Source organism: Eubacterium sp. SB2 (genome assembly GCF_001244405.1).
Classification (GTDB): domain Bacteria; phylum Bacillota; class Clostridia; order Lachnospirales; family Lachnospiraceae; genus Faecalicatena; species Faecalicatena contortus_B.
The window spans coordinates 258,801-270,602 of record NZ_LN865153.1 but is presented as its reverse complement, the minus strand read 5'-3'; the positions used below and the strand labels follow the sequence as shown (position 1 = coordinate 270,602).

Annotated in this window: 12 protein-coding genes; 9 read left to right on the top strand and 3 right to left on the bottom strand. The window is 44.7% G+C overall.

The genetic code is table 11. The annotated features are described in order from the left end of the window. The first annotated feature begins 269 nt into the window (after positions 1-269). From BN1938_RS13550 to BN1938_RS13535, 4 genes are all read left to right on the top strand, one after another. Positions 270-1,247 carry an RpnC/YadD family protein gene (locus BN1938_RS13550; RefSeq protein ID WP_050641120.1) on the top strand — a complete coding sequence of 326 codons (978 nt, stop codon included), beginning with the start codon at positions 270-272 and terminating at the stop codon, positions 1,245-1,247. Positions 1,248-1,438: 191 nt separating this feature from the next. Then, positions 1,439-2,209 carry a nitroreductase family protein gene (locus tag BN1938_RS13545; protein ID WP_050641119.1) on the top strand — a complete coding sequence of 257 codons (771 nt, stop codon included), beginning with the start codon at positions 1,439-1,441 and terminating at the stop codon, positions 2,207-2,209. An 11-nt stretch (positions 2,210-2,220) separates the two neighbouring features. Then, entirely contained in the window at positions 2,221-2,562 is a 342-nt protein-coding gene (locus tag BN1938_RS13540) for an ArsR/SmtB family transcription factor (protein WP_050641118.1), read from the top strand. A 152-nt stretch (positions 2,563-2,714) separates the two neighbouring features. Continuing rightward, positions 2,715-3,251, top strand: coding sequence for a CD3072 family TudS-related putative desulfidase (locus BN1938_RS13535; protein ID WP_050641117.1), 537 nt, complete (start codon positions 2,715-2,717; stop codon positions 3,249-3,251). An 86-nt stretch (positions 3,252-3,337) separates the two neighbouring features. Here the strand turns inward: BN1938_RS13535 and BN1938_RS13530 are convergent, their stop codons facing one another. Continuing rightward, positions 3,338-3,520: a DUF6774 domain-containing protein gene (locus BN1938_RS13530; protein ID WP_050641116.1), complete on the bottom strand. Its 183-nt coding sequence runs from the start codon at positions 3,518-3,520 to the stop codon at positions 3,338-3,340. Between the two features lie 337 nt (positions 3,521-3,857). On the opposite strand from BN1938_RS13530, the gene BN1938_RS13525 reads away from it, so the two are divergent. From BN1938_RS13525 to BN1938_RS13510, 4 genes are all read left to right on the top strand, one after another. Next, complete coding sequence (locus BN1938_RS13525; RefSeq protein WP_050641115.1) at positions 3,858-4,679, top strand: zinc finger domain-containing protein; 822 nt, start codon at positions 3,858-3,860, stop codon at positions 4,677-4,679. Positions 4,680-4,721: 42 nt separating this feature from the next. Continuing rightward, positions 4,722-5,465: a MerR family transcriptional regulator gene (locus BN1938_RS13520; RefSeq protein ID WP_050641114.1), complete on the top strand. Its 744-nt coding sequence runs from the start codon at positions 4,722-4,724 to the stop codon at positions 5,463-5,465. A gap of 82 nt (positions 5,466-5,547) precedes the next feature. Beyond that, positions 5,548-6,282 (top strand): ABC transporter ATP-binding protein, encoded by a 735-nt coding sequence (locus BN1938_RS13515; RefSeq protein ID WP_050641113.1) that lies wholly within the window; start codon positions 5,548-5,550, stop codon positions 6,280-6,282. Next, complete coding sequence (locus BN1938_RS13510) at positions 6,269-7,012, top strand: ABC transporter permease (RefSeq protein WP_050641112.1); 744 nt, start codon at positions 6,269-6,271, stop codon at positions 7,010-7,012. Before BN1938_RS13515 ends, BN1938_RS13510 begins: the two co-directional genes overlap by 14 nt. A 162-nt stretch (positions 7,013-7,174) precedes the next feature. On the opposite strand, the gene BN1938_RS13505 is transcribed toward BN1938_RS13510, so the two are convergent. After that, positions 7,175-7,750 (bottom strand): MarR family winged helix-turn-helix transcriptional regulator, encoded by a 576-nt coding sequence (locus BN1938_RS13505; protein ID WP_050641111.1) that lies wholly within the window; start codon positions 7,748-7,750, stop codon positions 7,175-7,177. A 706-nt stretch (positions 7,751-8,456) separates the two neighbouring features. Here BN1938_RS13505 and BN1938_RS13500 point away from each other — a divergent pair. Further along, complete coding sequence (locus tag BN1938_RS13500; RefSeq protein WP_050641110.1) at positions 8,457-10,685, top strand: HelD family protein; 2,229 nt, start codon at positions 8,457-8,459, stop codon at positions 10,683-10,685. Between the two features lie 88 nt (positions 10,686-10,773). Here BN1938_RS13500 and BN1938_RS13495 read toward each other — a convergent pair whose 3' ends face one another. Beyond that, complete coding sequence (locus tag BN1938_RS13495) at positions 10,774-11,670, bottom strand: AraC family transcriptional regulator (protein ID WP_050641109.1); 897 nt, start codon at positions 11,668-11,670, stop codon at positions 10,774-10,776. Between the last annotated feature and the right edge of the window lie 132 nt (positions 11,671-11,802).

Genomic DNA, 11,802 nt, shown 5'->3' with positions numbered 1-11,802 from the left:
CACAGGAGGCGTGTTTTTGAATTCGGTTTTGAATTCTGCTGACAATAGACTGGTGCTTAAGTGATTATTATGCTAAGATATTTTAAAAGCATGAATATATTTCTAAAACTTCTTAACGGGCAACCCCGGATCTGGTATCATTTCTAATGACAGATATCAATGCAAGAAATCTCAATGCTTTGGATTCCAATTTAAACAGCAGAGGGGTTTCAGTGATAGCTATTTTGGATAGCAGGAGCCTCCTGCATAATTACGAAGGAGGCAGATATATGCAGAAAGACGTACAAAACAAAGAAACAGTACAACAGCAGGAATATGGGGCGGTAAATGAAAACGCCAGTGGGAAGTATGCAAAACGTACCTACAAATCCAGACTATTTGAAATGATATTCAGTGAGAAGAGAGCGTTACTTGACTTGTATAACGCAATGAATGGCACGGAGTATAATGATCCGGAACTACTGGAAATTAATACTCTGGAAAATGCAATTTACATGTCAATGAAGAATGACCTGTCGTTTATAATTGACTCCCGTCTGACATTATATGAGCATCAGTCTACATTCAGTCCGAACTTACCGCTGAGATGCCTGATTTATGTGTCAGATTTATATTCGGTCATGACAAAAGATGAAAACTTATATGGAACAAAGACCATACAGATCCCAACTCCAAGGTTTGTGATCTTTTATAACGGGACTGAAAAAATGGAGGATATTAAGGTATTAAGGCTGTCTGAGGCCTTTATGGTACCTGAACAGGAGTATGCTCTTGAGTTGACGGCAGTTATGTTTAATATAAATCCAGGACACAATACAAAATTGTTAGATACGTGCAAGATACTAAAAGATTATTCAGAGTATGTATCTAGGGTGAGGGAATATGCCGGCAGTATGGGCCTTGAGGCTGCAGTGGAACTGGCAATCACGGAATGTATCAGAGAAAATATTCTGTCGGAATTTCTAAGTAAGAACAGAGCGGAGGTGAAAAGCGTGAGTATCTATGAATATGATGAGGAAAAACATATGCGGCAGGTGAAAGAAGAAGGGTTCCAGGAGGGGCATCAGAAAGGGATAGAGGAAGGACACCAAAAAGGGTTACAGGAAGGTCATGAGGAAGGAATACAGGTATTGATAGAGCTTTGCCGCGAGGTGAAATTTTCCAGGGAAGACACGAAAGCGAAGGCGGCAGAGAAATTCAGCCTGGAGCCGGCAGAGGCTGAAAAGTATATGGAGAAGTTCTGGTAAAATTCTGACGATGATGGGGACGCAATAGGAAAGGGCCAGTATTGAAAGCGTGAAAAAGAGGGAACCAGTGGATAAGAGTAAGAAAAATATTTAGATATAGATTTAATGGTAAACGCTTTCTTTACCAATACTGCAATTTTATATATGTCTGCTATAATGGTTAATAAAAATTAACGAAAGAAGGTATTACTATGGCAGATCATATGATAAAAGTAAATTCCGAAAAATGTATTGGCTGCGGCATGTGTGTTAAAGACTGTGCTGCCAACAATATTGAGTTGAAGGGAAATAAAGCGGATATTTACACCAATGACTGTATCATGTGCGGGCACTGCGAAGCAGTATGTCCCAAAGAAGCAATCACAATCAGCGGATATGCTACAAAACCTGTGGAGAACAAGGGGACTCGGCTGAATCCGGAGGAAGTACTGGATGTTATTCGATTTCGGCGGACTGTCCGGCAGTTTCAGCATAAAGAAATCCCAAAAGCAGTAATCGGGCAGATCCTGGAAGCAGGAAGACTAACCCATACGGCCAAGAATTTGCAGGATGTCTCATTTATTGTATTAGATAAAAAGAAAGAAAAAATTGAGCAGATGGCAGTTCAGTTATTCAGAAAAGTAAAGCCGCTGGCTGATTTGTTCAGCCCAATGGCAAGAAGAAATAAAATTGACGATCATTTTTTCTTTTTCCATGCACCTATTGTAATTGTGATTGCGGCAAAGGATAAGGGCAACGGAGTATTGGCGGCGCAGAACATGGAGTTTGTCGCAGAAGCAAACGGCTTAGGCGTGTTGTTCAGCGGCTTTTTTACAATTGCTGCAAACAGTTCACGCAGAATCCGGAAAACACTGGGGATCCCAAAAGGAAAAAAAGCAGCCGCCACGTTAGTGCTGGGATATCCGAAGGTGAAGTATCAGCGTTCAGCGCAGCGCAATAAGCCGGACGTAAAATTTATGTGAGGATATTATCTATGGACAGAGAATGTACAGAACGCCTGGAAAAGATTACAAAGGGATTTCAGGAATGCAGAGAGGCATTTACAGCAATTGGGGATGAAACAAGACAGTTGATCATACTTGTGCTTTTACAGGGCAATCTATCCGGTATCCGTGTCGGAGAGATTGCGGAAAAGACCCACCTGACAAGGCCCTCCGTTTCCCACCATTTGCAGATACTTAAAGATGCGGGAATTGTTAATATGAGAAAAGAGGGGACAAAAAATTATTATTATGTCAGCGCGGATGAAACACGGTGGAAGGCTATTGCTGATTTAACTGCGCTTGTATATGAAGGAGTTTCCCATATAGAGTAATAGATTAGTCAGGTCTGCGCATTTACTGTGCAGACCGTATGAAAACATGATGGCTGCAGGCGTCCAGCCTTTCGCCGCAGGCGAATTTCAATAGGCGGAGCCTGCCATTGAGGTTTTCTTTTGCTTACCATGGTTGCAGGAGGGAGAATACTATGTTTACGGATGTTAGAAGTCAAAAAGTGGTTTTGATAGCACATTGCCTGTTGAATCAGAATTCTATATCAGATGGTACTGCAGTGTACCCTGCTGCTTTCAAAGATATGATACAAATGTTTCTTGATGCAGATGTGGGAATCGTTCAGATGCCCTGTCCGGAGCTCTGCTGTCTGGGGCTGGACAGGGGAAACATACGGGGAGCAGACAGCCCCGTTGTAGTAGAAAACACCCGGATCCGGAGAGAGATGCAGAAGACAGATACGTATGAAAAGCTGACGTCCCTTGCAGATTACGTGATGCTGCAGCTTCTGGAATACCGAAAATATGGATTTCAGATTCTTGGAATCATCGGAGCGAACCGTTCTCCAAACTGCGGCGTAGAGACGACTTCCGACTGTGATCAGGAAACGGACGGAATGGGATTGTTCATGGAGATACTTAACAGACGGCTAGCAGCAGAGAATCTGAGCATTCCTATGCTGGGGATAAAAGGCTCTGACAATGTGACGGAAAAGGTAAGACTACTTTTATAAAAAGACTCGTTTTGAACCAATAAGGCAAATATAAGACTACTAACCAATGCACGAAGAGTTAGTAGTTTTTTCGTACAGAAAAATACCTATATATTAGAAACGGACTGGTCATCACATGGACAATTGGCTTCATTTACCAGGATTGTTGCCAGTGTATCCCCAAGCTGCGAAAAGATGGCGGCCAGCAGTTCCAGTTCCTCCGTGGAGCAGTTTTTTGAGAGAAAACATGCAATGGATGATATATAAGTAACGAGTTCACAGGAATTCATATTAGTCACCTCCATCTATATACTATGCACGGACGTCATAATAAGTGATATCCCAAAATCAGATTAAATGCGGCAGCCGCTGCATTACTGTTAAAAAACGCCATATATAAGTAGAGTAAGAATATGAATTATAATGGCGTTAACCTGCTCTATGTAGTATAATTTTCATATCACATCTTAAATAAATCTCCCGGAACGTCAGACAACGGATTTCGGGTCCCTCTGCACATTGAGGCGTTCTGGTAGATGAGAAACGACCTGTTTGATGAGTTGGAAGAGCTGGGGAGAGTGACTCTCTGACTCCGGTATCGCAAAACATGGAAAGGAGGAATGGCGTATGCTTGAGCTGCCGGAGGTACTAACGACAGCATCGCAGTTAAAAGATTCGACTGCAGGAAGAACTGTCAGCGAAGTTCTGCCGCCTACCAAAGTACACAGATTTTGCTGGTATAACGGCGAACCTGCTGCATATAATACGGTTTTAAAAGGAAAGAAAATTATTTCCTCAGAGGGATTTGGGATTTTTGTCGAAATCATTTTTGAGGAGGGCTACAGGCTGTGTTTTAACGACGGTGTGAATGCCCGCCTGATCCCCCTGGAAAAAGTTCCTAAAAATTATCAGCTCTTAATCGTGTTGGACGACGGCATGGCACTGGTATTTACAGTGGCTATGTATGGGGGCATGATTGTCCACAGGGGAGACTATGCTGACGAATACTATGAGAAAAGCAGAAATGCTGTTTCTCCTTTTTCTGATGAATTTAAGATTTACTTTTATGACAGGATAAAAAGGTGTAAGCCGGTGAGCAGTGTAAAAGCATTGCTTGCAACGGATCAGCATTTTCCGGGAATTGGGAATGGAGTTCTGCAGGATATTCTGTTCGAGGCGGGGATACATCCTAAGAGAAAGCTGCAGGCACTGGGCGAAGAGGAGAAGCAGAGACTGCTTTCCTGCATGGTCAGCGTGCTGACGGCGATGGCAGAACAGGGCGGCCGTGATACAGAGAAAGATCTGTTTGGTAATCCGGGAGGATACCGGACAAAAATGTCAAAGAACACGTGGAAGGAACCATGCCCGGTCTGCGGCGGGACCATCAACAAAGAAACCTATATGGGAGGATCGGTCTACTACTGCCCGGTATGCCAGCCACCGGACTGAAAAAACATCGGAAAAGACTATTATTAAAAAAGAGGAAGGCAGATGACGAAATATAAAACAGCAGAAGTTGCAGCAATTATAGGCATCCATCCCAATACGGTGCGGCTGTACGAAGAACTGGAACTGATACCGAAGCCCAGGCGGCAGCCCAACGGGTACCGCATCTTTACTGATGTTCATATAGAGCAATTCAGGCTTGCCCGTCTTGCCTTTCAGATTGAGGTGCTGCAAAATGGCCTGCGGAAGAAAATCATCCAAATGGTAAAGGTATCGGCCGGTGGGGATTATGATACGGCCGCCGCACTTACCCAGGAATATTTAAAACAGGTGCGCCGGGAGAGGAAGAACGCAGAAGAGGCCGTAGAGATGGTCAAACAGATTCTATCGGGAAAGCCCGGTGAAAATAAGCACTTTTTAAAGCGGAAAGAAGTGTCCGGGTATCTGGACATTTCGATGGACACTCTGCGGAACTGGGAGATGAACGGCTTATTGAAGATCCGGCGCAGAGAAAATGGATATCGGGTTTATACGGACGAAGATATACGGCGGCTTAAAATAATCCGTTCCCTGCGGTGCGCAAACTACTCTTTGGAATCAATCCTGCATATGCTCAGCCTGTTATCAGAAAATCCGGATCTTGATATCGGAGGCGCTCTTAATACACCAAAGGAGGACACAGACATTATCGCAGTATGCGATAAGCTCATGACCTCTCTCTCAGAGGCAGAGCAGAATGCGCTGAAAATACTGGATATGCTGCAGAAAATGAAAAATAAATTTTCATAACCTTCCACTTTACCACCAATGTTTTGATTGGTGGTATTCTTTTGCAGTAAAAGCACTCTAAAAAAGAAATGGAGGTAATGACATGCAGGAAGTAATCAAAGTCAGGCAGCTTACAAAATCTTATCATAAGCTGCCTGCGGCAGACAACGTAAGCTTTTCCGTGAACAAGGGCATGGTATTCGGACTGCTCGGGGCCAACGGCGCAGGAAAGAGTACAACGATCGAATGTATCTTAGGTACGAAGAGAGCCGACAGGGGGGAAATCTCCGTTTTGGGAATGAATCCGCTGAAAGATCGGAAAAAGCTGTTTGAAAAAGTTGGCGTTCAGTTCCAGGAGACCAGCTGCCAGGAACAGATCACAGTGGCAGAGCTCTGTGAGGTGACTGCGTCTTTATACCACAATGCTGCGGATCCCGGGGAATTGCTCGAAAGATTTGGTATTTCGGACAAGAAAAAAAGTCTGGTAAAGGATTTATCAGGAGGACAAAGACAACGCCTGTTCATTGTCCTTGCGCTCATTCCGAATCCGGAGCTTGTATTTTTGGACGAACTGACAACCGGGCTGGATGCCAGGGCACGCCGGGAAGTTTGGAAAATTCTTTCCATATCAAAAGAAAAAGGCTTAACCATTCTATTGACGTCTCATTTTATGGATGAAGTGGAAGCGCTATGTGACCAGATCTGTATTTTAAAAAAGGGAAAAATCGTATTTTACGGAACCGTATCCGAAGCGGTTCAAACCAGTCCGTACGACAAGTTTGAGGACGCGTATCTTTGGTATTCAGACGAGGAGGGAGAGACAGATGAAGACGTTTAAGACAATGCTGAAAACAGAGTTGAAGTTATCATTACGGGGAATGGATATGTTCATATTTGCCATCTGTGTCCCTCTTGTTGTGTTGATCATTCTGGGCATTATTTACGGAAACAAGCCCGCCTTTGCCGGAGCAGAGTATTCCTTTTTGGAACAATCATTCGGCGCGCTGACGACAATCTCAATCTGCGCGGGGGGTGTGATGGGACTTCCGTTAGTTGTATCAGACTATCGCAGCCGGCATATCCTAAAGCGTTACAAAGTAACGCCCATCAGCCCCGCGCTGATCCTGCTGGTACAGGTAGCTGTCTATACGATATACGCAGTGCTTTCTCTTTTGCTGTTGTTTTTTACAGCTAAATGTTTCTTTGGATATCAGTTCCGTGGCTCAATTCCCGGCTTTCTGGGCGGATATATTTTAGTTATAATTTCTATCTTCAGTATAGGCATGATGGTGGGAGGCATAGCCCCCAATACTAAAATGGCCGGAGTCATTGCAAGCATACTCTATTTTCCAATGTTAATATTTTCAGGAGCGACGCTTCCCTACGAGGTCATGCCTCCGGCACTGCAGAAAGCAGCCGAACTCTTACCCATGACACAGGGGATCAAACTGCTCAAAGCAGCATCTCTAGGCAATAAAAGCGAAACAGTCTTCCTTTCGGTAATTGTAATGATATTTATCGCTGCCGTCTGCATCGGAATCTCATTAAAATTCTTCAAATGGGAATAGAGGCTGTAGAAAATAAGTTGATTAACACAACCATGAAAAAGCCGCCTATACAGCGAATCACCAGTTGGGCGGCTTTTTCATGCGAAACAGAGTATCTGTCATTCTGCAGCTTTACTGCAGACCGGCCGGTCATAGCGTGAGTTACGGGATGCTCTTGGGTTTTCAATCTTCAGCAGGCGCCGTAAGCTTTTCAAGAAGAGCAAGCAAAGTCATCTTTTCGTCCTCACTCAAATTATGAAACAGGAACTGCATCTGTTCAGCCTGTTCATCCTGAACCTCAAAAGCCCTGGCTTTTCCCTTTTCCGTCAGAAAAATAAGCGTGGCCCTCTTATCACTCTCATCCACCCGTCTCTCCAGATATCCGTCTGATTCCAGCTTATAAATCAATTCAGACATAGAAGAAGGATTAATTCCCAGCTCTTCTGCAATCTGCTTCTGCCGTATGCCATCCTCATGTTCCAGAATAATCCTCAAAACACGTTCCCTGCCAAGCGGCCCCCTTCGATCCGGCGGTCCCTCATGCAAAGGCCCCCGTCCAAACCCCCTCATCTCAGAATGAGGAGGCTCAGGAGGTCCCGGAGGCCCCGGATGCCTGAAATGCTCCCCATGAAAACCAGGCCCGCCAAATCCCGGCCCTCTGCCATCATGCCCCCGATGCCCGCCCGGCCCTTCCGGCCGCATATTCCTAAAAAACAGCGTCATCTTCTCAAACAACAACTCATCAATCGTTTTTTCCATAACTAAACATCTCCTTACAACATTTATTCCGGTACCGTAATATTATAATAGCACACACACTTCCATGTGTCAATATATTTCGGCACCGAAATAAAAAACGCAAAATTCCGCCCATTTCCACCACAGAATGTAAACACATATTACAAACATACAACAAACACATCTTCAGCCAAAGGCCAAACATGCCCCCAATCCAATCCGCCTCTCCCAAGGAAACCCCTCCCAGTAATGAGACCATCTAAAAATCCGGATGAACCAAGCCTGTCTGAGATGGGGAGCGGGACGCCGGCAGGGCATAGAGGGGGCTTTCTGGGAGTATAGAGCGCACGGTCTAGAAGTACTTACGCAAGAGGAGCCGTCTATGAGGGATGGAAAGTGATTTACCAAAATCACTTTCCATTCCGGTCTAAGGCGAGAAAGCATCAGGCTTTCTCGCTGCATGCCGGATGTGCCCTCATAGGCGGCTCCTCTTGCGTTAGTACTTCTCCGTAAGCGGGTTACTCCCAGAAAGCCCCCTCTATGCCCTGCCGGCGTCCCGCTCCCCATCTCAGACAGGCGTCCCTTTAGCCGATTTTCAGCCTACATTACAATTTTCCCCCTATTTTTATAAGTTGATTTGTGGTAAACTTACCCCAATGGCATAGTTCGCAGGAATCCAGCAGGGGAAGAGTTTCCCTGCTGATTTTAGATGAAAGGTGATATTTGAATGGAATACGATCAGTCTGAACTGGAATTTGAGAAACATAGATTAGAGGATACAAAGGCACTGGCACTGAAACAGCTGGAATGTGCCCGTAAGCGCAATGAGGAAAACAAATCGGATATTATAAAAGCAAAGAAGGAAATGCGTGATAACACGTCCCACTCGATACCGGACCTCTGGTCCTCGGATGGGTTCGAGGCGCTTGCCGAACTAAGTCAGGATATGAATTTTGTGACGGATAAGATTGTGGCCTATGAAGAAATGGAACATAAAATATGTTTACTGGAGAAGCTCATAAAGTCACCTTATTTTGCCCGGATTGATTTTAAATTCGAGGGGGAAGACGATTTCGAGAAAATCTATATAGGACGCGCTTCTCTAAAAGAAGAAACATCGCATGAAATGTATATTTATGACTGGAGATCACCCATTGCCAGTGTTTTCTACCGCTTCCTGACCGGTAAGGTTTTTTATGATGCGCCTGCCGGCCGGATTGCAGGCGAGGTAAACCTGAAGCGGCAGTATGAGATTCGTGACGGGAAGCTGGAATATTTTTTTGATGCGGATGTACAGATCGTCGATGAATTTCTGCGGCAGCTGCTGTCCAGAAACACTTCCTCCAAGATGAAAGCAATCGTTGAGACAATACAGCGGGAGCAGGATCTGGTTATCCGGGATATGGAAAATGATTTGATGATGGTGCAGGGTGTCGCGGGAAGCGGCAAAACTTCGATTGCGCTTCACCGGGCCGCATATCTGATGTATCAGGGCCTTTCGGGAAGGCTGGCGGCAAATAATATCCTGATTATCTCGCCCAATTCCCTGTTTGAACAGTACATCTCAGAGGTACTGCCGGAGCTGGGGGAAAGTAATGTTGTCTCCATCGTATTCGAAGATATTCTTGCCTCCGTCCTGAAGACAAAACGCATCCAGTCCAAAAATAAATTTCTGGAGAATCTGATTACAAGCAGGGGATACCATAAGATAATAAAAAGCAGCATTGAGTTCAAAACTTCACTTCAATTCCTGGATATTTTAAACCAGTTTATCAAAGATCTGCCACATAAGTGGATTGAGTTTGAAGATGTGTACTATGAAGATAAGTGCATTGTGAGAAAAGAGGCTCTGCGCAATAAAGTACTGGGCAGAGAGGAAACTCCCCTGGGAATTAAGCTTAAGCAGCTCGAAGATATTATTCTGGACTTAATCCGCGAATCAAATAAGGGAAGAATCAGGAAAGCAGAAAAGATAATGATCAGGCAGGAGATTCAAAAATTTACGGAGCCTGATCTTTTCAGCCTCTATCAGAAACTGTTCCGCGATAAAGCATACTTCCGCAGTCTGTCGGGAGATTCACCGGCCGGCAGCAGCCTGGACGAGATACTGGATTATACTCAGGAAAATCTGGATACCGGCTATTTATATTACGATGATGCCATTGCCCTGGCATATTTACATCTGAAAATGAACGGAGCAGGCAGGTATTCGCAGAGAGGCCCCCAGAACGCATATTCTGCGGCAGGGGGAGCAGAGGGCGGCAGGATCAGGTATCAGGACATCAAACAAGTGGTAATTGATGAAGCACAGGACTATTATCCCCTTCAATATGAGATCTTTCACCTGCTGTTTTCCAACTCCAAATTTACAATTCTGGGAGATATTAACCAGACGCTGGAAAAACAGGAGAATCTGTCTCTATATGAACAGATAAGGAATATCCTGAACATGAGAAGATCCTCTCTGATAACCATGGATAAGAGTTTCCGATGCACGAATGAGATACTGAACTACAGCCTCAAATTTATTGAACACAGGCCGGAAATTAAGAGCTTTAACCGAAAAGGGGATGAGCCTGAGATTCATATGGCCGGCAGTCAGAAGGAGCTGGACGCTCTGATTGCCGATGAGGTCGGTTTCTGCCTTGAGAACGGATACCGGTCCATTGGGCTGCTCTGTAAGAGTGAGAAAAATGCCCGTGTCTTGTTTGAGAGTCTGAGGGACAGGATGGAGATTCAGCTGATACAGGAGGGGAGCATGCCGAAGCTTGTGGGTGGATTTGTCATGCCTGTCTATATGTCAAAAGGGCTGGAGTTTGATGCGGTTCTTATCTGCGATGCCAACCTGGAAAACTACAGCAGCAAAGAAGATAAAAATCTCTTATATATCGCATGTACAAGAGCCCTTCACCGTCTCGGGGTATTCGGCATCGGAGAGGCGAGCCCATTACTATAAAGTTCCGGATATGGAGATCAGCTTCAAGATAATAGAGTGGTTAAGAGAAGAATAAATATATAGCACGCTATGTAAAAAACGCCCGGGCTTATTCTGCCCGGTTTCGCTTTCGGAATTCATTTGGCGTGCATCCATAGTTTTGCATAAAAATTTTCGAGTAATAGCTGAGGTGATTGAATCCACATGCCGTTGCGATCTGTGTGATCCTGAGTGCGGTGGTTTTCAGCAGGCTGCAGCTGACCTCGAGCCGGTAATGATTCAGGAAATCTATAGGGGACTGCTGCAGATAAAGTTTGAAGATGATACAGCATTTGCTGCGGCTGACGTTCCCCGCGGCGGCTATGTCGCCTAGTGTTAACTTTTCAGCGTAATTCTGATAAATGAACGATACCATGTCTTTTTGAATTGTAAGATCGGAGTCGGGACGCACCTCCGGTGCTTGGGAGGCCATCTGCGGGAGACTGAGAAGACGGCTCCACATGAGCAGCATAGAGCCGGCCACTTCCAGTTCATATCCAGGGAAAGCCTGTTCCTTCCGTTGCATGGTCTGGTCAAGGAGCGCGATCATTTCATGATGAAGTGCATCCTGCGGACGGAAGTGGAGATACTCCAGGCAGGAATTATCTAAAATAGGCGCAAAGTATTTCTGGTTCAGCAGTTGGTTTGCCGTAAGCAGACGCGGGTGAATCAGAATACATATAAATATACAATTCTGCTGGTTCTGAGAATACCCATAGTGCATCTGTTTTGCATTTACCATGAGGCAGTCATTTTCATTCAATAATATTTTTTTCCCATTGATGCTGTAATTCATCCTGCCTTTCAGAATTCGGATAAATTCGATATCCTCATGCCAGTGGCAGAGAGCGCGCTTATCCGGATAATGATCCAGATTGCCGGTCCTGATATATAAAGGGATACCTGCTGTATCATAGTGGACAATTTCAGAAGCATCATGCATAAGATCCAGAGTGACTTTAGCCATAAAACACCTCACAAATACGATTATTATAAAAAGTGAAGAAGATATTGATAGAAATCGGCGGGGTTCAATAATATTATTATAATATATCACAAAATAAAACTTGTGGAAGCTATTCTTATCATGTAACAGTTC

Bases quoted from the DNA above. Each gene is read 5' to 3' on its own strand.
- BN1938_RS13510 (WP_050641112.1), top strand. From the start codon at position 6,269: ATGAAGACGTTTAAGACAATGCTGAAAACAGAGTTGAAGTTATCATTA.
- BN1938_RS13495 (WP_050641109.1), bottom strand. From the start codon at position 11,670: ATGGCTAAAGTCACTCTGGATCTTATGCATGATGCTTCTGAAATTGTC.
- BN1938_RS13500 (WP_050641110.1), top strand. From the start codon at position 8,457: ATGGAATACGATCAGTCTGAACTGGAATTTGAGAAACATAGATTAGAG.
- BN1938_RS13505 (WP_050641111.1), bottom strand. From the start codon at position 7,750: ATGGAAAAAACGATTGATGAGTTGTTGTTTGAGAAGATGACGCTGTTT.
- BN1938_RS13530 (WP_050641116.1), bottom strand. From the start codon at position 3,520: ATGAATTCCTGTGAACTCGTTACTTATATATCATCCATTGCATGTTTT.
- BN1938_RS13520 (WP_050641114.1), top strand. From the start codon at position 4,722: ATGACGAAATATAAAACAGCAGAAGTTGCAGCAATTATAGGCATCCAT.
- BN1938_RS13525 (WP_050641115.1), top strand. From the start codon at position 3,858: ATGCTTGAGCTGCCGGAGGTACTAACGACAGCATCGCAGTTAAAAGAT.
- BN1938_RS13540 (WP_050641118.1), top strand. From the start codon at position 2,221: ATGGACAGAGAATGTACAGAACGCCTGGAAAAGATTACAAAGGGATTT.
- BN1938_RS13535 (WP_050641117.1), top strand. From the start codon at position 2,715: ATGTTTACGGATGTTAGAAGTCAAAAAGTGGTTTTGATAGCACATTGC.
- BN1938_RS13545 (WP_050641119.1), top strand. From the start codon at position 1,439: ATGGCAGATCATATGATAAAAGTAAATTCCGAAAAATGTATTGGCTGC.
- BN1938_RS13550 (WP_050641120.1), top strand. From the start codon at position 270: ATGCAGAAAGACGTACAAAACAAAGAAACAGTACAACAGCAGGAATAT.
- BN1938_RS13515 (WP_050641113.1), top strand. From the start codon at position 5,548: ATGCAGGAAGTAATCAAAGTCAGGCAGCTTACAAAATCTTATCATAAG.